20 protein-coding genes and 1 riboswitch are annotated in these 23,333 nt (G+C 66.9%); of the genes, 5 read left to right on the top strand and 15 right to left on the bottom strand.

From position 1 onward, the window contains the following. Nucleotides 1-35: 35 nt before the first annotated feature. Genes V2S85_RS11175 through V2S85_RS11165 form a run of 3 tightly spaced genes read right to left on the bottom strand, consistent with a single transcriptional unit; the run spans nt 36 to nt 2,769 of the window. Nucleotides 36-611, bottom strand: coding sequence for a TetR/AcrR family transcriptional regulator (locus V2S85_RS11175; protein WP_008832712.1), 576 nt, complete (start codon nt 609-611; stop codon nt 36-38). Between the two features lie 54 nt (nt 612-665). After that, complete coding sequence (locus V2S85_RS11170; protein WP_330702936.1) at nt 666-1,601, bottom strand: SMP-30/gluconolactonase/LRE family protein; 936 nt, start codon at nt 1,599-1,601, stop codon at nt 666-668. Between the two features lie 55 nt (nt 1,602-1,656). Next, entirely contained in the window at nt 1,657-2,769 is a 1,113-nt protein-coding gene (locus tag V2S85_RS11165; RefSeq protein ID WP_271183722.1) for an LLM class flavin-dependent oxidoreductase, read from the bottom strand. A gap of 266 nt (nt 2,770-3,035) precedes the next feature. Here V2S85_RS11165 and V2S85_RS11160 point away from each other — a divergent pair, with 266 nt between their 5' ends. Together V2S85_RS11160 and ribB are read left to right on the top strand one after the other, a co-directional pair. Next, nucleotides 3,036-4,739: a class I adenylate-forming enzyme family protein gene (locus V2S85_RS11160; protein WP_330702935.1), complete on the top strand. Its 1,704-nt coding sequence runs from the start codon at nt 3,036-3,038 to the stop codon at nt 4,737-4,739. A 26-nt stretch (nt 4,740-4,765) separates the two neighbouring features. Next, the gene (ribB, locus tag V2S85_RS11155) at nt 4,766-5,908 is read left to right on the top strand and encodes a 3,4-dihydroxy-2-butanone-4-phosphate synthase (RefSeq protein WP_330702934.1); all 1,143 of its coding nucleotides are present in this window, start codon (nt 4,766-4,768) and stop codon (nt 5,906-5,908) included. Nucleotides 5,909-5,962: 54 nt separating this feature from the next. On the opposite strand, the gene V2S85_RS11150 is transcribed toward ribB, so the two are convergent. From V2S85_RS11150 to V2S85_RS11135, 4 genes are all read right to left on the bottom strand, one after another. Next, on the bottom strand, nt 5,963-6,445 hold the full coding sequence (locus tag V2S85_RS11150) for a flavin reductase family protein (RefSeq protein WP_330702933.1): 483 nt from the start codon (nt 6,443-6,445) through the stop codon (nt 5,963-5,965). Next, complete coding sequence (locus V2S85_RS11145; protein ID WP_330702932.1) at nt 6,442-7,686, bottom strand: cytochrome P450; 1,245 nt, start codon at nt 7,684-7,686, stop codon at nt 6,442-6,444. The genes V2S85_RS11150 and V2S85_RS11145 overlap by 4 nt, the downstream gene beginning before the upstream one ends. A 9-nt stretch (nt 7,687-7,695) precedes the next feature. Then, nucleotides 7,696-8,778, bottom strand: a complete 1,083-nt coding sequence (locus tag V2S85_RS11140) for a zinc-binding dehydrogenase (protein ID WP_330702931.1) — start codon at nt 8,776-8,778, stop codon at nt 7,696-7,698. A gap of 63 nt (nt 8,779-8,841) precedes the next feature. Continuing rightward, a complete protein-coding gene (locus V2S85_RS11135; RefSeq protein ID WP_330702930.1) occupies nt 8,842-11,196 on the bottom strand; it encodes a TonB-dependent receptor in 2,355 nt (784 codons plus the stop codon). Between the two features lie 281 nt (nt 11,197-11,477). On the opposite strand from V2S85_RS11135, the gene V2S85_RS11130 reads away from it, so the two are divergent. Both V2S85_RS11130 and V2S85_RS11125 read left to right on the top strand, forming a co-directional pair. Beyond that, nucleotides 11,478-12,224: a glucose 1-dehydrogenase gene (locus V2S85_RS11130; protein WP_330702929.1), complete on the top strand. Its 747-nt coding sequence runs from the start codon at nt 11,478-11,480 to the stop codon at nt 12,222-12,224. Nucleotides 12,225-12,257: 33 nt separating this feature from the next. After that, nucleotides 12,258-13,028, top strand: a complete 771-nt coding sequence (locus tag V2S85_RS11125; RefSeq protein WP_330702928.1) for an enoyl-CoA hydratase/isomerase family protein — start codon at nt 12,258-12,260, stop codon at nt 13,026-13,028. A 40-nt stretch (nt 13,029-13,068) separates the two neighbouring features. Here V2S85_RS11125 and V2S85_RS11120 read toward each other — a convergent pair whose 3' ends face one another. The 8 genes from V2S85_RS11120 to V2S85_RS11085 form a co-directional block, all read right to left on the bottom strand. Beyond that, nucleotides 13,069-14,775: a cation acetate symporter gene (locus tag V2S85_RS11120; RefSeq protein ID WP_419198190.1), complete on the bottom strand. Its 1,707-nt coding sequence runs from the start codon at nt 14,773-14,775 to the stop codon at nt 13,069-13,071. Continuing rightward, nucleotides 14,772-15,092 (bottom strand): DUF485 domain-containing protein, encoded by a 321-nt coding sequence (locus V2S85_RS11115; protein WP_330702927.1) that lies wholly within the window; start codon nt 15,090-15,092, stop codon nt 14,772-14,774. The genes V2S85_RS11120 and V2S85_RS11115 overlap by 4 nt, the downstream gene beginning before the upstream one ends. Nucleotides 15,093-15,178: 86 nt before the next feature. Further along, entirely contained in the window at nt 15,179-17,359 is a 2,181-nt protein-coding gene (locus tag V2S85_RS11110; RefSeq protein WP_330702926.1) for a TonB-dependent receptor, read from the bottom strand. 54 nt (nt 17,360-17,413) lie between these two features. Beyond that, complete coding sequence (locus V2S85_RS11105) at nt 17,414-18,190, bottom strand: (2Fe-2S) ferredoxin domain-containing protein (protein ID WP_330702925.1); 777 nt, start codon at nt 18,188-18,190, stop codon at nt 17,414-17,416. Beyond that, nucleotides 18,187-19,191 carry an MsnO8 family LLM class oxidoreductase gene (locus V2S85_RS11100; protein WP_330702924.1) on the bottom strand — a complete coding sequence of 335 codons (1,005 nt, stop codon included), beginning with the start codon at nt 19,189-19,191 and terminating at the stop codon, nt 18,187-18,189. Before V2S85_RS11100 ends, V2S85_RS11105 begins: the two co-directional genes overlap by 4 nt. Next, nucleotides 19,188-19,955 (bottom strand): ABC transporter ATP-binding protein, encoded by a 768-nt coding sequence (locus V2S85_RS11095; RefSeq protein ID WP_330702923.1) that lies wholly within the window; start codon nt 19,953-19,955, stop codon nt 19,188-19,190. The genes V2S85_RS11100 and V2S85_RS11095 overlap by 4 nt, the downstream gene beginning before the upstream one ends. Beyond that, nucleotides 19,952-20,995: an iron ABC transporter permease gene (locus V2S85_RS11090; RefSeq protein WP_330702922.1), complete on the bottom strand. Its 1,044-nt coding sequence runs from the start codon at nt 20,993-20,995 to the stop codon at nt 19,952-19,954. The genes V2S85_RS11095 and V2S85_RS11090 overlap by 4 nt, the downstream gene beginning before the upstream one ends. Beyond that, the gene (locus V2S85_RS11085; protein WP_330702921.1) at nt 20,992-22,110 is read right to left on the bottom strand and encodes an ABC transporter substrate-binding protein; all 1,119 of its coding nucleotides are present in this window, start codon (nt 22,108-22,110) and stop codon (nt 20,992-20,994) included. Before V2S85_RS11085 ends, V2S85_RS11090 begins: the two co-directional genes overlap by 4 nt. 185 nt (nt 22,111-22,295) lie before the next feature. Beyond that, nucleotides 22,296-22,539, bottom strand: a riboswitch (cobalamin riboswitch). 354 nt (nt 22,540-22,893) lie between these two features. Here V2S85_RS11085 and V2S85_RS11080 point away from each other — a divergent pair. Further along, complete coding sequence (locus V2S85_RS11080; protein WP_330702920.1) at nt 22,894-23,331, top strand: hypothetical protein; 438 nt, start codon at nt 22,894-22,896, stop codon at nt 23,329-23,331. Nucleotides 23,332-23,333: the final 2 nt, after the last annotated feature.

Raw genomic sequence — 23,333 nt, 5'->3', positions numbered from 1 at the left:
TCTTTTCATGTTCGGTGGGCAGGACGGTCAGGGCGTCAGGGCGCGAAGCCGCCGAGGAAGAGGTCGGCCGCCTGGTTCGCGATCTGGGTGGGGCCGAGGCGTCCGGCGCGATACCAGCTCGGGCAGGAGTCGAGCATGGCGATCAGGAACTTGCGTGCCACGGTGGTCTGCGCATCGTTGCCGGAAGGGCTGGCGGCGACGAGCAGGTCGCGCCAGTAGCTGTCGAACGTCGCGTAGGCGGCGAGGACGCGCTGCTTCATCTCGCTGGGAAGATCGCCGAACGACCGCGCCACGGCGGAGGAATAGTCGTCGCCGGAGAGCAGGAACTCGACATGGGCGACGATCGCGGCGCGCAGGCGATCGACCGGTGCGGTCTCGGGACCGAGCACTTCCACTTTCGCGACGATATGGCGCGTATTGCGGTATATGCCGGAGAGCATCACCTCTTCGACCACTTCGTCCTTGGACTTGAAATGGTGATAGATGCTGGGCGCCAGCATGCCCGCGCCCTGAGCGATCTCGCTCAACCGGGCGGCGCCGAAGCCCTTGGTCCGCAGAATGAAGGCTGCGGAATCGAGAATGCGTTTCCTGCCGGAGTCACCGTCGCTCATATCTGCCGAATAGCCGTTCGGTAGCCTAATGGAAGCCCCGATTGCGCGGAAGGGTCATCCGGCAAAGGGAATTGTCGGCAGGCCTGCGACGGGGGGCGAGAGAATTTCGAACAGTCCGCCGGCCAGCGGCTCCTGGGCAAAGCGCGCATCGGAATACCCCTGCGATCCGGTGACGAGGAACAGGCGGTCGTGGTTCGCGCCGCCGAAGGCCGGGCGCAGGCCTCGCATCACCGGTAGCTGGCGTTCTTCCAGCAAGGTGGCGTCCGGCGCGAAGCGGCGCAGCTTCCAGCTTTCGTAGAAGGCCATCCAGATGCACCCCTCGACATCGACCGCCATGCCGTCGGGGTAGCCATCCTCGGGCGTGAAGTTGAGGAAGTCGCGGCGGTTGGACAATTCGCCGTTGTCGTCGAGGTCGTAGGCCCAGGTGACCAGCGGCATGGAATCGTTGACGTAGGCGGTGCGCCCGTCCGGGCTGAACGCCGGGCCGTTGGCAGTGACGATGCCGCGCTCCTGCGTCGAGACCGAGCCGTCCGCATCCAGGCGATAGAGTTCGCCGGTATTGCGCACGTCGAAGTCCTTGAGCGAGCTTTCCTTGTCGTCGGCGGTGGTGCTGTCGTCCCACTGCGCGGTGTCGCACGATCCGGTCCAGTAGCGGCCCTTGCGGTCGGTCACGCCGTCGTTGAGGCGCGCTTTGCCGGGGTCGGGGATCGGGTGGAGGATCGGCTTGTAAAGCTGCCGGGCAGGGTCGAGATGCACCAGCCCGTCGGCGCTGGAGGCGATGAAGCCGCCGCTTGCACGCGGGGCCAGCGCGCTGACCCACGCGGGCGTGGACCAGCTTTGCCTGCGGCCGGTTTCAAGCGCGTACCAGTGGACGGCGGGCGCCTCGATATCGACCCAGTAGATGCAGCCATCGCGGGCATCCCATACCGTGCTTTCGCCCAGGATCGCCTTGGCGTCCCACAGGCAGCGCCAGCCATCGCTTTCCATCATCGCGCATTCTCTCCGGTCTTCGCCGTGTGCCCGGCGTGTCAGGTCTGGTCGGGGATCAGCCGGCCGTTTGCAAGCCCGCCGCGCTCTCCACCGGATCGACCGAAACGTCGATGTCCTTGAGCGCGGGGAGTACCTTGCGGGCGATCAGCTCGTAGTTTTCGAGGCCGACGTCGAAGGGCATGTCGCCGAACTGGGTATAGATGATGAACTTGCCCACGTCGAAACGCTCCTTCATCACCTTGAGCTTCTCGACCACTTCCTCGGGCCGGCCCCAGATCTGCAGGTCGGCGAGGAATTCGTTGAACTTCTCGATCCCGTGCTTCTCGACGCTGCGGGCGAGGGCGCCGTAGTATTCGTAGCCCTCGATGTTGGCGAATTCCTTGTTGCCGAACTGGTAGAACGACGAGGTCGAGCGGGCATATTCGACAAGGTACTTGTCGCGCATCTCCTTGGCCTTGGCGGCGTCCTCGTTCGCGGCGATGAAGCATACGACGACGGGCTTTGGCGCATTGCGGCCGTTCACCGCCTTGAACCGGTCGCGATAGGTGGCGAGATCCTCGTCCACCTTGTCCCACGGCTTCTGGGCGATGATCATCAGGCCGACGTCGAGGTTGGCCATCAGCTTCACGGACTCCGGCGAGACGGCCGAGGCGAAGACGCGGCCGCGATAGCTGGAATAAGGGCGCGGGCGCAGTTCGACGCGGGGCTGCTTCAGATAGTCGCCGTCGTATTCCATCACGCCCGTTTCGAGGCCCTGCAGCAGCGCCTCCGCATATTCGCGGAACCGCTTGCGCGCCTCGCCCATGGGGACGCCGAAACCGTCGAACTCTTCCTTGCCGAGGCCGCGCCCCATGCCGAGCACCGCGCGGCCTTCGGAGAACTGGTCGAGCAGCAGGAAGCTCTCGGCGATGCGCACCGGGTTCTGCCAGGGCAGCACGGTGACGGTGGTGCCCAGCTTGATGCGCTTGGTCTGGCCCGCGACCCATGAAAGGAACTGCGGCACGTTGGGGGTCATCATGTAGCCGGTGAAGTGGTGCTCCGGCGTCCAGACGGAATCGAAGCCCTGGTCTTCCGCGCGCGCCGCGAGCGAAAGTTCGTGCCGGAACACGTCAACGTCCGACACCTGATCGTGCAGGTTCTGAAACGTCAGCCCCAACCCAACTTCCATGACTCGATCTCCAATCCTTGATTCGTTGCGTTCAACCTAATATGTATTAGGCGATCAATGCAAGGCTGTTTTTGCGGGTGAGGCGGGCTGGCGAGGCCCGCGGGCAAATCCCGAAAAGACCGGAAGTCTTCCTGAATATCCCTGTAAACAGGCCGTCATTCTATCGAAAGTGTACGAATTATGGTGCTTCGTAAGCGATCGCACGGACTGGCTTGACCGCAGCACCTGTCGTGGAATAATTTAACGAGAGTTAGGGAGAAGTTGTGATGACGAGCATGGGCAGCGTGACGAGCCGCAGGCGGGCGATGGCCGACCGGCATCCCGAATGGCTGTCGTGGACGCTGCACGCCTATCTCGACTGGACGCAGGCGGATCTTGCCGAGCGTCCGCTGGTCGTCACGGACGGCGAAGTGCTCGATTACGGATCGGTCGCGGCGCTGTCGCGCAAGCTGGCCTCGGGGCTGGCGGCGCGCGGCATTGCGGGCGGGGACCGCGTGGGTCTCGTCATGGCGAACGACCCGATGACGGTGCCGCTGCTTTTCGCGATCTGGCGCGCAGGCGCGGTGGCGGTGCCGATCAACACGCTCTATCGGCCCGATGAACTGGCCTATGCCGTGCGTGAGGCCGGGTGCGCGCTGCTCGTGGTGATGCGCAGTTTCGGCTCGCGCGATTTTCCGGCGATGCTCGACGATGTCCTGCCGGGCTGGCTGGGCGGCGCCTGCGCCGACGCGCCCGAACTCAAGGGCGGGCTGGTGTTCGATCGCGACGCTCCGGCCGATTTCGTGCAGGCGCTTGCCGGCGATGGCGATGCCGGAGAGATCGCCGTGCCCGTCTCGGCGGATGACCTTGCGGTGATCATGTTCACCTCCGGCACCACCGGATCGCCGAAGGGCGTCGCCATCACGCACGACAACCTCATGCGTGCGGCCTATGCGGGCGCCTATCACCAGGCGTTCGAGGAGGGGCGCCGGGCGGTGTTCTCCTTGCCGCTCTACCATGGGTTCGGCCTGGTGGTCGGGCTGCTTTCGGGCATGGTGGTGGGCGGGGCGATCATTCCCCTGCTGAAGTTCGATCCGCACGCGATCCTCACCGCGATCGGGCGGCACCGCGCGACGTACCTGATGGGCGTGCCGACGATGACGATCGCCCTGCTGGAACAGGCGGAAAAGGAAAGCTACGACTTCTCCTCGCTCACCGCGATCCACAGCGCGGCCGCGCCGACGCCGAGCTGGGTCTGGAAACGGATCCAGGCGACCTTCGGGTGCGAGGACATCATCACCAGCTACGGCCAGACCGAGGTGACCGCCACGGTCGTCTGCACAAGACCCGGCGATCCGATCGACGTGGTATCCGAAACGCAGGGGTGCATCGTCGAGGCGGGCATCGCGGGCATGCCCGATCAGGGAGGTCGCATCGCCGAATTCAAGACGATCGACCCGGAAACCGGCGCCGACCTGCCCTGGGGCAGCCCCGGCGAACTGTGCTGCCGCAGTCCGATGAACAGCAAGGGCTACTTCCGCCGTCCCGACGCCACCGCCGAACTGTTACTGCCCGGCGGGTGGATACGGATGGGCGACCTCGGCCAGTTCCGCGCGGACGGTAACCTGTTCCTGACCGGCCGTTCCAAGGAACTCTACAAGAGCCGGGGCGAACTGGTCTCGCCCAAGGAACTGGAGCAGTTGCTGACCCGCCATCCCGACATTTCGCAAGCGTTCTTCATCGGCATGCCCGACGATCGCTATGGCGAGTGCGGCTGCGCATGGGTGGTGCGGGCGCAGGGGAGCGCGATCTCCGCGCGCGAAATCGAGGCGTTCCTCGCCGCACAGGTGGCCGCGTACAAGCTGCCGCGCGACATCTGGTTCATCACCGACGAGGAACTGCCCAAGACCGGCACCGGCAAGGTCCAGAAGGCGCAGCTCAAGGAAAAGGCGCTGAAGCTGGTCTGGGACATGTCCGTCAGCAGAGCGTGAAGACACATAACACAAGGATGAGAGGAATGCCCGAGGTTCAAGTTTCTCCGATCGAGGAGATCATCCGGGAGGCGGTCGAGGGTCGCCCCTACATACTCGTCGATGCGGACAACCGGGAAAACGAGGGTGATGTCATCATCCCCGCCCAGTTCGCCACGCCCGCGCAGATCAACTTCATGGCCACCCATGCGCGCGGCCTGATCTGCCTGGCGATGACCAGGGCCCGCGCGGATGAGCTGCAGCTCAAGCCCATGGCGCGCCGCAACGAGTCCGGTTACGGCACCGCCTTCACCGTCTCCATCGAGGCGCGGGAGGGGGTGACGACGGGAATTTCCGCGGGCGATCGCTCCCATACGATCTTCGTCGCCGTGAACCCCAACTCCGGCGCGGCCGATCTGGTATCGCCGGGGCATGTGTTTCCGTTGACGGCGCGCGACGGCGGGGTGCTGGTGCGCGCCGGCCATACCGAGGCGGCGGTCGATATCTCGCGCCTTGCGGGCCTCACCCCGGCCGGCGTGATCTGCGAAGTGATGAACGAGGACGGGACGATGGCCCGCCTGCCCGAACTTCTCGAATTCGCGGGGAAGCACGGGCTCAAGGTCGGGACGATCGCCGACCTGATCTCCTATCGCCGCCGTTCGGAGAAGCAGGTCGAGCGTGTCGTGAGCGCGCCGTTCGAGAGCCATTACTGTGAAGGGCCGCTGACCATTCACGTCTATCGCTGCCTGCTGGACGGCGGCGAGCATGTCGCCATCGTGAAGGGGCAGGTGCGGCCGAACGTCGATACGCTGGTGCGGGTGCATCAGGTCGACATCACCGCGGACATGTTCGGCTGGACCGCCGCGCACCGCGATTACGTGCCCCGCGCCCTGAGCGCGATATCGAGCCATTCCGGCCCGGCGGTAGCGGTGTTCGTCCGCGATCCCGATCTGACCTCGATCTCCCGCCGCGTCGCCGGTGGGCGCAAGACCTATCACGAGACGCATGCGACCCGCGACTACGGCATCGGTGCGCAGATCCTGCGCGATCTGGGGGTGGGGCAGATGACGTTGCTGACGTCGAGCCAGGCCAAGCTCGTGGCGCTCGAAGGGTTCGGTCTGACGGTGACCGCGCGCGCCGCGCTGCGCGGTGAAGAACCGGTGGCGGCGCTGCGGCTTGCCGACGGATAGGACGCAGCAAAAGGGGGAAGCGGCAGACGCCGGTTCCCCCTCTTTCTCGAACTTTCAGAGCGGTAGTATCTTGCCGTAACCACCCTTGTGGAAGATCAGCGGGCTGCCTTCATGGTGCACGTCGAGCCCGCGCACCCGGCCGAGCACGATGTAGTGGTCGCCCGCCTCGTGCACGGTATCCAGCTCGCAGTCGATCCAGGCCAGGGCGCCGTGGATGATCGGTGATCCGAGCGCCGACAACGCGAAATCGAGACCTGCGAACTTGTCCTCGCCCTTGGCCGAAAGGGCGCTGCACACGGCCTGCTGGCTATCGCCCAGAACGTTGACGCAGAAGCGGCCGGCAGCCTCAACCCTAGGCCATGTCGTCGAGGACTTGTCGGGAAAGAACGCGACCAGCATCGGGTCGAGCGAAACCGAAGTGAACGATCCGACGACGAGCCCCACCGGCCTGCCATCCTCGCCCATGGCGGTGATGGCGCAGACGCCGGTGGGGTAGTGGCCGAGGATACGGCGAAATTCCCTGGGCTCGGCGGTCATGCGCGGTCCCAGACCAGCGGTACGCCTTCGACGGTGCCGATGATGCCCGAATGGAACACCGGCTTCGCATCGGGGGCGAGCGTGAACTGCGGGATGCGCTTCAGCCACTCCTGCAAGGTCACGATCACTTCGAGCCGGGCGAGGTGCATGCCTGCGCAGCGGTGCGGCCCCTGCGCGAAGGTGGAATGGGCGATGCCGGTGCGGCCGCGCCTGAGCGTCCAGGCATCATCGTTGGCGCGCGCATCGAGCCCGTGCAGCGCGGTCGGCAGCAGGATCATGTCGCCCTTCTTCAGCTCGACGCCGCGATAGGTCATGTCACAGGCCACCATGCGCGCATCGGAGACGACCCCGAAGCGGCGGAACATCTCTTCTGCGCTGCGCTGGAGCTTCAGCGGGTCTTCGCGCAGCTGCGCCACCGTCTCGGGGTTGCGCGCGAGATGCAGCATCATGAAGCTGAGGAAATTGACGACCGTGTCCAGCCCGCCCAGCAGCAGCAGCGAGATCAGCCCCAGCGCCTTGTCGTCGGGCATCGGCGCGCCGTTGATCTCGGAATTGAGCATCGTCGTGATGAGATCGGTGCCGGTGCCTCCGCGCCGCGCCGCGATGATCGGCTCGACGTAGCGGAAGAAGCCCTGGTTCGCCTTGTCGAGCGCGGCGGCCTGTTCGCCGGGCGTGCGACCGGGCGGGCGCGTCATGTCGTTGGCGAGTTCGCCCAGCATCGGCGCGTCGCTTTCGGGCAGGTCGCACAAGGCGAGGAACACGCGAACGGGGAAGATCCCGGCATATTGCTTGCCGAAATCGCAGCGGCCATCGGCGACGAAGCCGTCGATCAACTCGGCGGCGGTCTGGCGGACCTGCTCCTCGGTGCGGCGGATGGCGGTATGGTTGAGGCCCTTGTCCAGCACCTTGCGGTATGGCGTGTGCTCGGGCGGGTCCATGCGGGTGGGGACCATGGCGTACTTCTCGCCCGCTTCCTTGGGCAGGAAAATGATCTCGCTGGAGAAGCGAGAGGGATCGCGGTAGATTTCGTCGATCAGTTCGCCGCGTGTCGCGATCCAGTGCCCGCCGGTCAGCGGCGTATAGATCAGATCTGGCATGCCGTCCTGTTGCAACCGGCCCCAGGCTTCGTGGAAGCCGTCCTCGATGCCGTCGGGCGCGAACATGTCGACGTCGTGGACGAGGTGGGCGGGTACGTGACCCGGAACGATGCTGCGGTGCTTTTCAAGCTGCGCTGTGCTCATGACATGTCCTCAGGCGATGGAAGGGTCGATGACGGCCTTGGTCGCGATGCCGGTGCGGGTGGCTTCAAGCGCCTTGCCCGCATCGGCGATGGAGAAGCGGTGGCTGATGAGGTCCGCCAGCGGCACCTTGTCCTGCAGCCGCACGGCGAGATGCATCGCGTGATAGTAGTTGCGCGGCGCCGGGAAGGCAGCGCCGCCGATCGTCAGGTTCTTCACCGTCAGGTCGCGCGGCGAAATCGGCTGGGTGCCGATCGCGCCCCACAGGCCCAGCACGATGTAGCGGCCGTGCGGGCCGGTCAGGTCAACACCCTCGGGAAAGGCGGGCAGCACGCCGGCGGCTTCCACGACCACGTCCGGGCCGCCCGGACCGGTGAGATCGTAGACGGCGCGGCGACGTTCCTCCACCGGCAGGTCCAGCGAGACGGTCGCCGTCGCGCCCAGCTTCATCGCGGCGGCGAGGCGGGCGGGGGCCTTGTCGATGACCACGATGCAGCGCGCGCCCATCTGCGCGGCGACCAGCACGGCGGACAGCCCGACCGGCCCCGCTCCCTGCACCACCACCGCGTCGTTCAGCGCGATCGGGCCGCAGCGGTCGAACCCGCGCAGCACCGTGGGCAGCGCGCATCCCAATGCCGCGACCGCCAGCGGATCGGCATGGTCGGGCAGGCGGTAGAACGACATGCCGCTCGGCAGCCAGGCATAGTCGGAATAGCTGCCCCAGTTCGGCTTGTTCGCATGCTCGAAGTATTGCGTGTTCTCGCAAGGGGTCTGCTGCAGCACGGAGCACGAATAGCAGCGCCCGCACAGCGGGATCGGCGACCAGACGACGAGGTCGCCCACCTTCACGTCGATGCCTGCGTAGTCCTTGTCGACGCCCGCGCCCAGCTTCTCGATGCGGCCGACGCCTTCATGGCCGAGTATGATCGGGAAGGGCATCTCGCCCGCCTCGCCCGAGGCGATGTGGACGTCGCTGCCGCAGACCCCGCCCACCACGGTACGGACCAGGATGCCGCCCGCCTGGGGATCGGCGATGGGCAAGTCCCAGGTTTCCAGGCGGTTCTTCTCGACCAGTACGGTGGCCCTGCCGCGCATGACGTTCATCCTCTCTTCGCGTCCGTCCCGTCCGCACGGGCGGACGGGACGGATCGCATCCTATCAGAAGCGGTAGGTGACTTCGGCGCCGAAAGTCTGCGGCGCGCCCCAGATCGCGGTGTTGAAGCCGCCGCTGGCGCCTTCGACGTAGCCCGAGTTGTAGTAGAGCTTGTCGAACAGGTTCTTCACGTAGCCGGCGACGGTCACGTTGCTGCCCATGACGTTGTTCCAGCTCAGGCGCATGTCCACGGTGACGTAGCCCGGCAATTGCGTGCGCGGCGTGATCGAGCCTTCGTTGTTCGAGAAGTACGTCATCTTCTGCCCGAATACGTCGGTGCGGAACTTCACCTCACCGGCGCTCTCAGGCACGGGCAGCCCCACTTCGGCATAGACCGAGCCCGCCCACTTCGGCGCATCGGTATAAGTGTCGAAGGGAATGGTCAGTCCGGCCACGCCGGTGGCGGCGGACAGGTCGACGACGTTCCTGGTGAACTTGGCGTCGGTGTAGGCGCCGGAGAACCCGACTTCCAGCCATTCGCTCAGGCGGAAGTTGCCGTCGAATTCCACGCCCTGGATGCGCTTCCTGGGCACGTTGACGGTGAATGCGGCCGGGTTGCCGTTCACCAGTGCGTAGATCGAATGCTGGGCGTCGGTCACGATCTGGCGATAGGCGGCGATGTTGACCCGCGATGCCACGCCGCCGATGTAGCCGTTGAACTTGTAGCCAAGTTCGAAGTCGTAGGTGTTCTCGTTCTTGAAGAAGTTCGTGTTGTTGTAAGGCACGACCGCGCCGTTGAAGCCGCCGGCCCGGAAAGAACCGCGCTGCGCGAAGTAGACCATGTTCTGCGGGTTGATCTGGTACTGGATGTTGAACGTCCAGCTCGGATCCTTGAGGTTGGCCTTCTGCTTGAGCGGGGTATCGCCGTCGAGGTTGAACAGGCTTCCCGGGTTCTGGCGCAGGCGCATCTGCTCCCAGGTATAGCGTCCGCCCGCAGTGACCGTCAGCTTGTCGGTCAGTTCGTAGCTGAGCTGGGCGAACAGGGCCTTGGATTCATCGTCGTTGGTATAATAATAGGCGATGTCGGCCAGCGGCGTCGCCAGTTCCGATCCGACGATGACCGGGATGTATTCCTTCTTGCGGGACCACGAGTAGTAAGCGCCGACGATGTATTCGAGGCGTCCGCTCTTGCCCTGAAGCTGCAGTTCGTTGGAAATGCGCTTGGTCGAGAATTCCTCGCCGCCCGGAGGTCCGTTGCCGAGACCGCTGTTGTTGTAGAGGTTGAGCGAGCCGAAGGGCGATCCGGAAAGGATGCCGGGCGTGCGGGCGAAGGCATCGGCATAGCTGAAGATGTTCTTCAGCATCACGTCGTCGCCCAGTTCCATCTCCGTGGTGTTGGTGACGAAGGCGGTGTGCGCCTTGTGCGGCAGGTCGTAGCTCAGCCAGACCTTGTAGGGGTTGGCCTGCTGCCAGGCGAGGTAGCCGGCGACCGCGCCGGGCCAGGTGCCGTCGCCCATCGGCCCGTCGCCCAGTGTCGGCGCGAAGGGGCTGTTCATGCCGTAGACGCAGTCCAGCGTCGCGGTGAGCTGGTAGCCGTTGTTGGTCTCGCCGCAGGCATGGTAGGAATAGAGGCCGCCGGCGCCCTCGGTCCCGCCGAAGTCGCTGTACTGCGCAACGGTGGTCATCTTGAACCCGGAAGACGGCTCGATCACCAGGGTGACGCGGCCGGACTTGGCATCGGTGTCGCCCAGCGTGCTGCCGGTGTTGACGTTGCGGATGTAGCCGTCCTGCTTGTTGTAGTCTCCCGCAAGGCGCAGCTTGATGACGTCCGAGATCGGCAGGTCGATGGCGCCCTGGGCCTGGATGTAGTTGCGCTCGCCGCCCTTGATCGTGAGGTAGCCGCCGAACACGTCGCCGGGCTTGGTCGTCTCGTAGAGGATCGCGCCGCCGGTCGCGTTGCGGCCGAACAGGGTGCCCTGCGGGCCCTTCAGCACCTGCACGGAACTGAAGTCGAAGAAGGCGGTCGAGGTGTTGCCCTCGGTCATCGGGGCGTCGTTGATGTAGGTCAGCACTGCCGGGCTGGAGCCGGAGAACGGATCGAGCGTCTGCCCGCGCAAGGTGAAGCTGAGCTGGTTGGAGTTCTGCCCGCTCTTGACGACAAGGCCGGGGACAAGCGCCGCAAGGCCCTGTTCGCTGGTGACGTTGCGGTCCTGAAGCACGTCGGCGTTGAATGCAGAGACCGACACCGGAACCTTGGAAAGCGACTGTTCGCGGCGCTGCGCGGTGACCACGATTTCCTCGATCTCGGGCTTGGCATCCTTGGCCTGGGCGGCCTCCGCGCCGCTCTGGGCATGAGCCGGCATCGCCAGCATCGCAGTGGCGATGGCCATCGTAGAGGTCGCGCCGAAACGGAACGTCATTGCAGTTTCTCCCTTTCCCGGACCCTCGTAGGCCCCGTGGTCTTCGCTCTAAACTAATAACCATTAGTCTGCGGTCAAGCGGAAATTTGGAAAGGCTTCTGCGCGGACGAATTTGTCCGGATTTTGCGAGGCGAACATGAAAATCACCGGTAAATCGCTGATTTTTGGCGGACGGGATTTCCGCTATCTGTGAGAGACCATGATCGCGATGGGCTTGACAACCTGTTGTCTGCCAAATCAATAATAGGCTGATATTCGACAACTCGCATGGGAGAATGCAAATGGCGCGACTCGCTGGCAAAGTGGCCATCATCACGGGCGCAGGACGGGGCATGGGCGCTTCGCATGCCCGGCTCTTCGCCGAGCAGGGGGCCAAGGTGGTGCTCACCGACCTGAACGCAGCGGCGGGGCAGGCACTGGCGGACGAGATCGGCGCCGATGCCGTCTTCGTGAAGCACGATGTGACCAGGCTGGCCGAATGGCCGGCGGTGGTGGACGCGGCCGTGACGAACTTCGGCGGCGTCGATATCCTGGTCAACAACGCCGGTATTCTCGGCCCGCTCGCCGATACCAGGGACTTGACCGAGGAAGACTATCACCTCGTCTGCGCGGTGAACCAGCATTCGGTGTTCCTGGCCATGAAGTCGGTCCTGCCGGCGATGCTCGAGCGGGGCGGCGGCTCGATCGTGAACATTTCCTCGATCGCGGGAATGGCGGCCAACTACGGCTTCCCCAGCCTTGCCTACGTAGCCAGCAAGTTCGCGGTACGGGGCATGACCAAGGCGACCGCGATGGAGTTCGGCAAGCACAACATCCGCGTGAACTCGGTCCATCCCGGCTTCATCCAGACCCCGATGATGGTCGAGGCGACCGACGAAGTGGGCGGCGAGGCGCTGGCGCAGATTCCGCTGGGCCGCATCGCCGACCCGCGCGAGGTCTCGAACCTGGTGCTGTTCCTGGCCTCGGACGAATCTTCCTACATCACCGGCGCCGAACATCTCGTCGATGCCGGCATGCTCGCTCACTGAGTGTCACGACCGGGAGCGGGAAAGGGGGCGGCGATGGCGCAAGTCGAACTGTTCGTTGAAGGCCGCACGGCGCGCGTCCATCTCAATCGCCCCGATGCCCGCAATGCGCTGACGTTCGGGATGGACGTCCTGCTCTCGCGGTTCTGGCGGCAGGTGGACGAGGATCCGGATATCTGGACGGTCGTGCTGACGGCGCAAGGCGACGAGGCCTTCTGCATCGGCGCGGACATGTCCGAAGCCAGACCGGCTGCCCCGCGTCTGGCCGTCGGCGGCGGCCTGACCGGCATCGGCGGGCCGCTCGTCCCCCTGAGCAAGCCGCTGGTGGCCGCCGTACAGGGTTTCTGCGTCGGCGCGGGGTTCGAACTGGCGATGTGCGCCGACGTCATCGTCGCTGCGGAGAACGCGCAGTTCGGGCTGCCGGAGACCCGCCGCGGCATCATCGGCGAATGCGGCGTGGTGCACCGGGCGGTGCGCCGGTTGCCGCATCATGTGGCGATGGCGATGATCCTCACCGGAGAGCGGATCGATGCCAGAGCGGCCGAACGTTTCGGCCTCGTCAATCAACTGGTTCCCCTTGCCGGGTTGTCCGATGCGGCGATGGCTTGGGCCGGTAGGATCAACAAGGCTTCTCCGCTTGCGAACCGCGCTGCCAAGGCCGCCGTCGCAAGAGGGCTGGCACTCCCACTCGAGGCGGCGCTGGGCAGCCGCTTCGAGGAGATCGAGAGCTATGCAGGCAGCGACGACGCGCGCGAACGCGACGCCGCCATCGCCCGGGGTCGCAGGCCGGTCTGGACCGGACGGTGAGCCGGACGGGTTCCTGTGGCAGGGTCGTCAATGCTCTGCGTCAATGCTCCGTTGCCGAGAAGGCGCCGATCCCGGTTTCCGCGCGCACGCGCTGGGCGGGATAGCCTGCCTTGTCGATCGCGGCGCGCGGCGAGCGGTCGAATCGCGAAATCAGCCAGATCGCCAGAAATCCGGCCGGGACGGAGAAGATCGCGGCGGAACTGTAAGGGAAGGGCGCCGGCCCCAGATCGAAGGTCGCGGTCCATACCGCCGGTGACAGCAGCGTCAGTACGAAGGCCGTCAGCAGTCCGATCGTCCCGCCCCACGCGGCGCCGCGCGTGGTGCATCCGCTCCACAACAGGGACAGGATCAGCACCGGGAAATTGCCCGATGCCGCCAATGCGAACGCCAGGCTGACCATGAAGGCGACGTTCTGCTTCTCGAACACCAGTCCGAGCAGCACGGCGAGCGCACCGAGTGCCAGCGTCGTCAGCCGCGATACGCGCAGTTCGTCCGTCGAACTCGCCTGCCCCTGCCGGAACACGGTCGCGTAGAGATCGTGGCTGACCGCCGACGCCGCCGACAGGGTCAGGCCCGCCACGACCGCAAGAATGGTCGCGAACGCCACGGCCGAGATGAAGCCCAGGAATGCATTGCCGCCGATCGCGTGGGCGAGATGGATGGCCGCCATGTTGCCGCCGCCGCGCAAGGTGCCGGTATCGTCGAGGTAACTGCCCTGCGTTCCCACCAGCACGATCGCGCCGAAGCCGATGATGAAGGTCAGTATGTAGAAATATCCGATCCAGCCCGTTGCCCAGAGCACCGACTTGCGCGCCTCCCTGGCGTCCGGGACGGTGAAGAAGCGCATCAGGATGTGAGGCAGGCCGGCGGTGCCGAGCATCAGCGCAAGGCCGAAGGAGATCGCCGATACGGGATCCTTGATGAAATTGCCGGGCGCCATGATCGACCGGCCGCGTTCGGCGGCTTCCCCGGCCGCCGCGCCGCCGGCAAGTGCGGCCCGGGTCTTCACCTCCACGGCGCGGGCGAACAGGGTTTCGAGGCTGAATCCCATCTGCGCCATGACCATCACGGCCATGAAAGTGGCGCCGCCCAGCAGCAACACCGCCTTGATGATCTGTACCCATGTCGTCGCGCGCATGCCTCCGAACAGGACGTAGAGCATCATCAGCGCGCCGACGATCAGTACCGCCACCGCATAAGGTAGCCCGAACAGCAGCTTGACCAGTTGTCCCGCCCCGACCATCTGCGCGATCAGGTAGAAGCTGACGACCAGCAGCGTGCTGACCGCCGCGAAACTGCGCACCGGGGGCTGGGCGAAGCGATAGGAGGCGACGTCGGCGAACGTGAAGCGCCCCAGGTTGCGCAGCCGCTCCGCCATCAGGAACAGCAGGATGGGCCAGCCGACCAGAAATCCGGTGGAGTAGATCAGGCCGTCATAGCCATCGTTGAAGATCTGCGCCGAAATGCCGAGGAAGGATGCCGCCGACATATAGTCTCCGGCCATGGCCAGGCCGTTCTGGAAGCCGGTGATGCCGCCGCCTGCGGTGTAGAAGTCGGCGGCGCTGCGGGTGCGGGCCGCGGCCGCCTTGGTGATCCAGAGCGTCAGTCCGACGAAGGCGACGAACATGGCGATGGCGACCCAGTTCACGGGTTGGCGCTGGGCCTCTCCCTCCAGCGCCGCGGCCATGGCGGGTAGCGGGACGCTCGCGCAGACGCCCCCCGCGAGCGCCGCGAACCGTGCCTTCATGCGCCATGATCCTTGAGGATCGCCGCCATTTGCGCGTCATGGTGCCGATTGGCATGCAGCACGTATGCGCCCGTCAACGCGATGGCCAGCAGGATGAGCCCCAGCCCGACGGGGATGCCGATCGAGGTCACGCCGTGGCCGATCGGCGCGGCGAGCAATGCCTTGTCGAAGGCGATCAGCAGGAGATAGCCGACGAAGCTGGCGAAGATCGCGGCGGACAGCCACCAGCCCAGCGTTGCCCGCCGCCTCACCAGCGCCTGGTAACGCGCGTCTGCGGCCACCGCCGCGATCAGAGCTTCTTCCCGTACGTCCGGCATGTATCCTCCCCGATCGCTTTTGCGGTCATACTAGGTCGGGCGGATGCTTTTGCAACACGGTGGAAGGATACTCCGCCCCCAGCCTCCTAGAAGTCGGCCTGCACCGAGAGCTGGAAGGTGCGCGGCATCGACAGCCCGAACGTCGTCGAGCCGCCGCGGGCCATCCAGTAGCTCCTGTCGGCGAGGTTGATGACGTTGGCGCTCAGCCTGATCGGATAGGAGGCAAGGCGCATCCGATAGTTCGCGCCCGCGTCGAACGAGACGAAGGCGGGAATGCGCGTCCGGCCGTTGGCGCCGGAATCGATGAAGGCCTCGCCGTTGTAGATGGCGCGGCCGCTCAGGCCCAGGCTTTCGACCGGGCGGAATTCGAACCCGGCGGTGCCGCTCCACCTGGACACGCCGTTGACGAACCGGCCGTCGGTCAGCCCGCCATTGGTCTTCTGGCGCTCCGCGTCGATGTAGAGGCCGCCCAGCGTCACCGTCCATTGCCGGGCCAACTGGCCGACCATGGACAGCTCCACCCCGCGATAGCGGTTCCTGCCGTCCGCATCGCGGCGGAAGGTCGTATCGGTGACGGGCACGTCGATCAGGTTCTGCTGGTCCATCTCGAACACCGCCAGCGTCGTCAGCATGCCGCCCTTCTGCAGCTTCATGCCGATCTCGTTCTGCCGCGAGCGCATCGGAGCAAGCACCGCGCCGGCGTTGACGTAGCGGCTGTCGGCGGCGACCATCTGCCCGCGCGAGAAGCTCTCGGTATGGCCCGCGTAGATCGAGAGATCGGGGGTGACGCGGTAAGTCAGGCCGGCGGTCGGCAGCACGTTGTCGTTCGTGATCTTCTTGCCGGTGAGTTCGTTCAGGAAGTTCTCGTCCTTGAGCGACGCGGCCAGCAAAAGGTCGAACTTGCCGAGCGTGACGATGTCGGTAAGCGTGACGCCCAGGTTCTTCTCGGTCCACTGCAGCACGGCGCTGCGTAGCGCGGGCAGGGGGTAGAACGAAGCGCTGTAGGCGACGCCGTCGTACAGGTTGCCGCCGATCCTGCCGGTGGCGCTGTTGTTGGTGTCGTTCCAGTACTTCGCCAGCGAATAGTCCACCGCGAGGGCGATCTTGTGCGCCAGCGGCCCGGTCCTGAACGCGCCCCGGATGCCGAGCTGGGCATACTGGTTCAGCGTCTTCTCGTTCTGCGCGTTGGCGACGTTGGCGGTCACGAAGGCGCCGGCATCGTTGAAGCGCAGCGCGGAGCTGGAGTTGTACTTGTAGCCCTTCTTCTCCTGCGCGCCGAAGTTGGCGAAGATCGACCAGGTATCGCTGATCCGCTGTTCGTGGTTCAGGGCCGCGATGTAGCCGTGCATCAGCTTGGTGGTTTCCGGGAAGTCGTAGTTGGTGTCGGCATCGGGCGCGTCCGGCAACTGCGCGCCCGTGCCGCTGAAGGTGAACCAGCGCTGGCCGCCGTTGATCCGCAGGTCGAAATAGCCCGCGAACAGGTTGGTCGTGCTGCTGGCGCTCTTGTGGTCGATGTTGACGAAGATGTTCCGGCTGTTGTTCTCCGCCCCCGGCAGAGAGAGGCCGCCGTCCATGTATTCGGCATTGGCGCGCACGCCCCATTCCCTGTTTTCGCCCAGTCGCCGCGCGACGTCGAAATAGAGTCCGAAGTTGCTGCGGCCCGAGAACGTGCCGGTGACGCGGTTGACGTCCTCATTGGGCGCGGACTTGGTGACGATGTTGATCGTGCCGGGCGCGGCGGTGGCGCCGCTGTCGGTGCCGTTGTTCGACATGGCGACGCCGTTGACAGCCGCGTTCGGGCCAGATGCGATGTCGATCCGCTCGATGATGTGGGCGGGCGGCGTCGTGAACTGCGAGAACAGGCTGGGGATGCCGTTCAGCAGCATGTGGTTGCCGTTCATGTTGACGCCGCGCATGCTGAAGTCGGTGTACATCGGCGAACTGGTGCTGGAGCGGATCGAGGGGTTGTTCTGCAGCACGTTGGCCAGCGGCAGGCTGGGGTTGTGGAACAGTTCCAGCGACTTGGCCGACATGCTCGTCAGCGAATAGGGAATCGCCATGATCGAGGTGTCGCCCAGGATGCCGAGCCGGCCCTCGTCCTGCAGGAGCCCGCCGGGAAGCGGACGCGATCCGGTGACGACGATGGGCTGCTTCGTATCGGCCGCCTGCGCATCGACGGTCCCAGTATCCTCCTGCGCCCGTGCAGATGCCGGAGCCAGCGCGGCCAGCGTGGCGAGCCCGAGGCCGTGAATGACAATTCTGGACATATATCCCCCTTTGTAGAAACCTGGTGTCGTGAAGATCGTGATGGCGCGCGGCGGCTAGGCGCCTGTCCTGCGCAGCCGCTGCTTGCGGCCGTCGGCGGGATAGGCGTAGCCGTCCGCGATGCCGCCGGAGAGGATGTGGCGCTCGATGATCGCATCGACGCCGGCCTCGTCCACGCCGCCATATGTGGTGCCCTCGGGCCAGACCTGCACGACCGGCGCGAGGCTGCACGGGCCGAGGCAGGTGGCCTTGGCGCTCATCATGCCCTCGCCGGCGGTGCGCAGGGATCGCCGGGCCTGCTCGCCCCGCAGATGCCCCCAGACGAGCGCCGCGCCGGCCGCCGTGCAAGGCGCGCCATGACACACCAGCACGCGATGCTTCTGGGCCGGGACGATCGATCCTTCCGCCTTGAGCGGCGGCGGTGGCGGCTGCGGATGGTGATCGGCCGCGCCGACCGCCAGCGCGAGAAGATCCGCCGCGCCCGGCATCGCCATCGGCGGCGGCGCCAGCAGGACCGGCGGCCAGGGCTTGCCATCGGCGGCCTGCCAGCGGGCAAGCGCCTTGGCGATCCAGTTCGCAAGGCCCGGTTCCATCGGCACCAGCAGCGGCACCAGCACGATCCGCCGCGCGCCCGCGTCGATCCGTTCGCGCAGGCGATCGCGCAAGGCCGGTTCGCCCTGCTCGGTAAAGGCGAAAGTCGTGTGGGCCGCCACCTGGCGCGAGGCCAGCGCGTCGCACAGCGCCTGCATCTCGGCGATCGGCGCGGCGGCGATGGCGGAGCGGGCGATGACGATCACGTCCGGCCTGTCGTTCGAAGCGGACGGGGCGATCATGCCGAAACGCCCATGGCGGCGGCGATGAGGGCGCAGGAGCGCTGCCGGTCGGCGCGGCCGTGCGCCCATGTGGTGAGCACGAGTTCGCCGGCATCGCAGCGGCGCGCCAGCGCGGTCAGCCGCCGCGCGACGTCGCCCGCTTCGCCGGCGTAGGAATAGTCGAGCGTGCGCTCGATCCGCTCGCGTTCCGCCGGCGGATAGTCCTGCCGGGCGGCCATCTCGGGAGACACCATGCCGCCGCGCGCCTTGCGGTCGAGCTGCAGCCGCCAATGCCCGCGCGGACCGTAAAGGAAGCGCGCATGCTCGGCGCTGTCGGCGGCCAGCGCGAAGACGTTGAGCGACAGGCGTGGCGCATCGCCGAGCGGGCCGGGGCGGAAATCGGCGAAATAGCGCGCCACCGCCTCGTCCAGCAGCCCGTGGTTGAGATCGTGCGAGGCGTTGAAGCAGTACGGCAGGCCCAGCCGCGCCGCCAGCGCGGCCCCGCGCGGGGAACTGCTGAGGACCCACGGCTCCGGCGTGCGGGGGACGATCGGATAGGCGCGGATGTCGCGCCGGTGCTGCCCATTGCCCTGTCCGTCGTCACGCAGGAAATCGAGCAGGGTTTCCACGTCCGCATCGAACGTCGCCTGCCCCTGCCGGCCGAGCGCCACCGCCGCCGCATCGCTGCCGCCGGGCGAGCGGCCCAGCCCCAGGTCGATCCGGCCGGGCGCCAGCGCTTCCAGCACGCGGAACTGTTCGGCGACCTTCAGCGGCGCGTAGTGCGACAGCAGCACGCCCGCGGTGCCGACGCGGATGCGCCCGGTCACGGCGGCGATCGCGGCGACCAGAATCTCCGGCGCGGTGCCGATGTTCGCGGCGCCGTTGTGGTGTTCGGCCAGCCAGTAGCGCCTGAAGCCCATCGCCTCGCAGGCCTGTGCGAACGGCAGCGCCTCGCGGATCACCGCTTCGTGCGCCATGCCTGCGATCGCGGGCGACTGGTCGAGATAGGACAGCGCGATCATGCCCGCTGCGCCGGAATGACGAAAGGTAGCCCGTCGACCGTGCCGACCCGCGCCTCGATGCCGAAGGCGGCGCGCAGGTGGCCGGGCGTCAGGACGTCCTGCCATGGGCCCGCCACGCGGATGCGGCCCCGTTCCAGCAGGACGAGCCGATCCGCGAAGCGCGCCGCCGCCGACAGGTCGTGAATGGCGACGAGGGCGCCCACCCGCAGTTCGTCCACCAGTTCGCGCACCGTGCGCAGCGCTTCCAGCTGGTGCCGCAGGTCCAGCGCGCTGGTCGGCTCGTCCAGCAGCAGGTAGCGCGCTTCCTGCACGAAGGCGCGGGCCAGCAGGACGCGCTGGCGCTCGCCGCCGCTCAACTGGTCGAAGGCGCGGGCGGCCATGCCTTGCAGGTCGAAGCGGGCCAGCGCCGCCTCGATCCTGCGCCCGCGTGACGCCGCCGTATCCTGCCCGCGATGCGGCGCGCGGCCCAGCGCCACCATCTCGGCGACCGAGAGCGCCATGGTTTCGCCGCCCGCCTGCGGGACATAGGCGATGCGGCGTGCCACTTGCGCGCGGGTCAGTGCGGGCAGGGGCTCGCCATCCACGCGCACCTCGCCCTCGCCGGGCCGCCAGAGGCCGTCGAGGCAGCGGATCAGGCTGCTCTTGCCCGCGCCGTTCGCGCCGACGAGGCAGACCAGTTCGCCCGGCTCCAGCGCGAAGTCGATGCCGGACAGCACGGCGCGCCGCCCCCGCGTCACGCCCAGCGATGTGCAGGACAGGCTCATGCGCCGTGCCTCGCGCGGCCGAGCAGCAGGTGGAGGAAGATCGGCACGCCGAGGTAGGCGACGACGATGCCCGCCGGGACGACCACCGGCGCGAAAAGCATCCGCCCCGCCATGTCGGCAAGCAGCAGCAGCAGCGCGCCCACCAGCGCCGAGAACGGCAGCAGCACCCGGTGGTCGCCGCCGACGACAAGACGGCCGATATGCGGCGCCACCAGTCCGACGAAGCCGATCACGCCCGCGTAGCTGACGATCGCGGCGGTCACGAGCACGGCCGCCACGGTGACGACGATGCGCGTGCGCGCGACGGCGAAGCCCAGCGAACTGGCGACCTCGTCCCCGCCGGCCGCGAAGGCGTTGAGCGCCCAGCCGTGCGCGGCCAGCACCGGGAACACCACCAGCAGGACCAGGCCGGTCACGATCACCGCTTCCCAGGTGGCGCCGTTCACCGACCCGAAGGCCCAGTGGACGATCACCGCCAGTTGCTGCTCGGTCGCGACGAACTGGAGCGTCGAGGACAGCGCGCCGAACAGGTAGGACAGCCCCACGCCCGACAGCACCAGCACCGTCCCCGTCACCCCGCGCAGCGCCGAAAGGCCCAGCACCAGGAAGGCGCAGGCCAGCGCGGCGAGGAAGGCGGCCACGACGACGGGGGCGTAGCTGCCCGCACCGCCGTCCGTGCTCGCCAGTATCGCGAGGGAGGCGCCGAAGCTGGCGGCGGGGGAAATGCCGATCGTATAGGGGCTGACCAGCGGATTGCGGGTGATCCCCTGCATCGCCGCGCCCGCCAGCGCCAGCCCGGCCCCCGCGATGATCGCCAGCAGCGTGCGCGGCAGGCGCAGGGTCAGCAGGATCGCCCGGTAGGACGGGGGAATATCCGCCAGCCAGCCTGCCGGTAGCAGCGGCGCGGCCATCGCCTTGAGGCCGGTCGCCAGCGGCATGTGCTGCACCCCGTGCAGCGTCGCGAAGGCGCCCGTGCACACCAGCAGCAGGCCGAGCGCGGTGAACGCGGCGGTGCGCCGGGCCGGGGTGGCGGCGGTCACTTGCGGACCTCGGCAAGGCTGGCCGAATAGCCGCGGCGCGCCGGCACATGCTGGAAGCGGGTCAGCCACTGCGCCATCACGGCTTCGGGATCGACGTCGCGAAAGCGCTCCGGGTAGAGCCACTTGGCGACCTGCAGCGCGCCGACGATCTTCGAGCAGCCGCCCGCGAGGTAATAGGAGACGTGGTAGACCTGCCCGCTCCGCACGGCCGGGATGGTCGCGAAACCGGGGCGTGCGGCGATCCGCTCCAGCACCGCGCGCGAGAAGGCGCGTGGATGCGGGGCGTACTGTCCGGGCTGGAGCTTGATGATGACGTCCGGCCTGCGGGCGATCACGTCCTCGGGATCGACGGTGAAGCCTTGCGAGGTTCCGCGCGCGGCGTTGCCGGCGGAAATGGTGACGTCGCCGAACACGTTGATGCCGCCGCCGGTCTCGATCATGTCGTGCCAGCCCGATCCGGGCAGCAGGGTGCGGTAGTCGCCGACTTCCTCCAGGTAGACGCGCTTGCGCTTCACCCCGCGCAGGCGCTGCGCCAGCAGGTCGCGCCAGTGCCGGTAGAAGGCACTCAGCGCCTCGGCTTCCTGGGGTTTTTCGAACAGCTTGCCGAGGAGCGCCGCGTTCTGCTCGTGCTTGAGCACGTCCCATGCGGTGACGACCGCGACGGGAATGCCCAGCGGCGTCAGCAGCCGGTCCGCCTCCGCCCAGGCGCCGTTGCGCGGCAGGATCACGAGGTCGGGGGCGAGGTCGGCCACGGCGTCGTAATTGGGGGTGGACTGGCCCTGGCCGACCACCGCGACATCCCGAAGTCCGGGCCAGTAGGCGCGTTCCTTCGCGGTGCCGGCGTCGATGCCGACGATCGGCCCGGTGCCGGCGATGGCCCGCACGAATTCCACGTTGTAGCGGTTGAACACCACCACCCGGCGCACCGGGGCTTTCACCGAAACGGTGCGCCCCACGTCGTCGACGAAGGTGAAGCCGTGCACTTTCGGCGCCGATGCGACCGGGCCGGCGCCGTGCCACCAGGCGATGCCGCCGCCGCCGATTGCGAGCAGCAGCGCCAGCAGCAGCGCGAGAACGATCGGCCGCGCCCACGGGAACCGCCTGGAAATCGCCATGTGAACTCCCCCGGTCGCGTCGAACGGCAACTGGCGGGGCCTGCCGCGCACGCAATGCACGGCGGAACGCGCACGGCCGACGGACGCCCCGGACAGGCGCCGACCCTGCTCGCCCTGCGGCCCGGCCGCATGGTTGTCGCTTGAACGGAAGAGTCTCCGTGCCCCGGCCATCCCCTGGACCAAGACGATAGCGACCAGACGCCGGCAGGTCTCCTGGCTCACGGGTCATCGCTTGATGCATGGCCTTCCCAAGCCTCGCCTGTTTCAGCGTCCGGCCCAGTGGCTGCGGCAGGGCACCTTGGCCTGCCGCGATATGCATCGCGCTCACCGCTTACAGTTGCAGGGACAGCCTCGGATTCGAAGGGCGAGCCCCTCTCACCGCGTTCCCTTTTAAGCCCCTTTCGGGACACCGGCGCGATCTTGCCGGCACGCGAAGCGCCGGACGCTGCGGCTGTTACCGCGAGTGGCGGGGCGCCGCAAGCCCGCAATTCCCCGCCGCCGCGATTGGGGCGGCGATAGTCCATGGGGGCGGCGGGGCGGCGGTGCTGCGCGAAGAGTATGAAATAACCGGTTACTTCACGTATGGCATATATTGTAATGGAATTGTCGGCGAGATGAGAGTAAGTATTGCGTGCGAAGGTCGTAAACACTTCGATAATTTGATGTATTCCATCCTGATGATGACTTGGTGGTGGCGGGGCGATGCTTGCGGTTTCGCCGGCATCTGCTGGCGGATCATCGCCGCAGGAATGGATGCCGTATCCACTGTTGGGGAGGGATGCCGTGGCGCAGTCGGTCAAGGAATGGCTCAAGCTCGATCAGTCCGCACTGGACGCGCTGTTCAGTGCGCATGACGCCGGGCCGATCCCCGACGGCGAGGCGAAGGGCACCGCGATCATCGCGCCGGGCACCGCCATCTCCGACGAAATCGCCTGGTTCGTCAGCATATTCGCCTGGCAGGGCAAGGTCTTCGATGGCGAGCGCGGGTTCCTGCGCAATGCGATCCTGCCGTTCGGCCTCAAGGCGATCGTGGCGAAAGTCTACAAGGACGCAAGCTGGCTCGACGGCAGGGAATGCATCGTCCTCGACTATTCGGAGACGTCGCTGCTGGCCGCGCATGTGCGCGACGAGATACGGATGATCGAACCGGGGCTCTATCTGGGCAAGGTCTACTGGGACCGGACGCGGCTGATCGACTTCGCGCTGGAGTTCGGCGACTGAGG

The organism is Novosphingobium resinovorum (genome assembly GCF_036352595.1).
In the GTDB taxonomy this organism is placed as follows: domain Bacteria; phylum Pseudomonadota; class Alphaproteobacteria; order Sphingomonadales; family Sphingomonadaceae; genus Novosphingobium; species Novosphingobium resinovorum_B.
The sequence above is the reverse complement of the archived record's forward strand: the minus strand, read 5'-3'. Positions and strand labels throughout refer to the sequence as shown.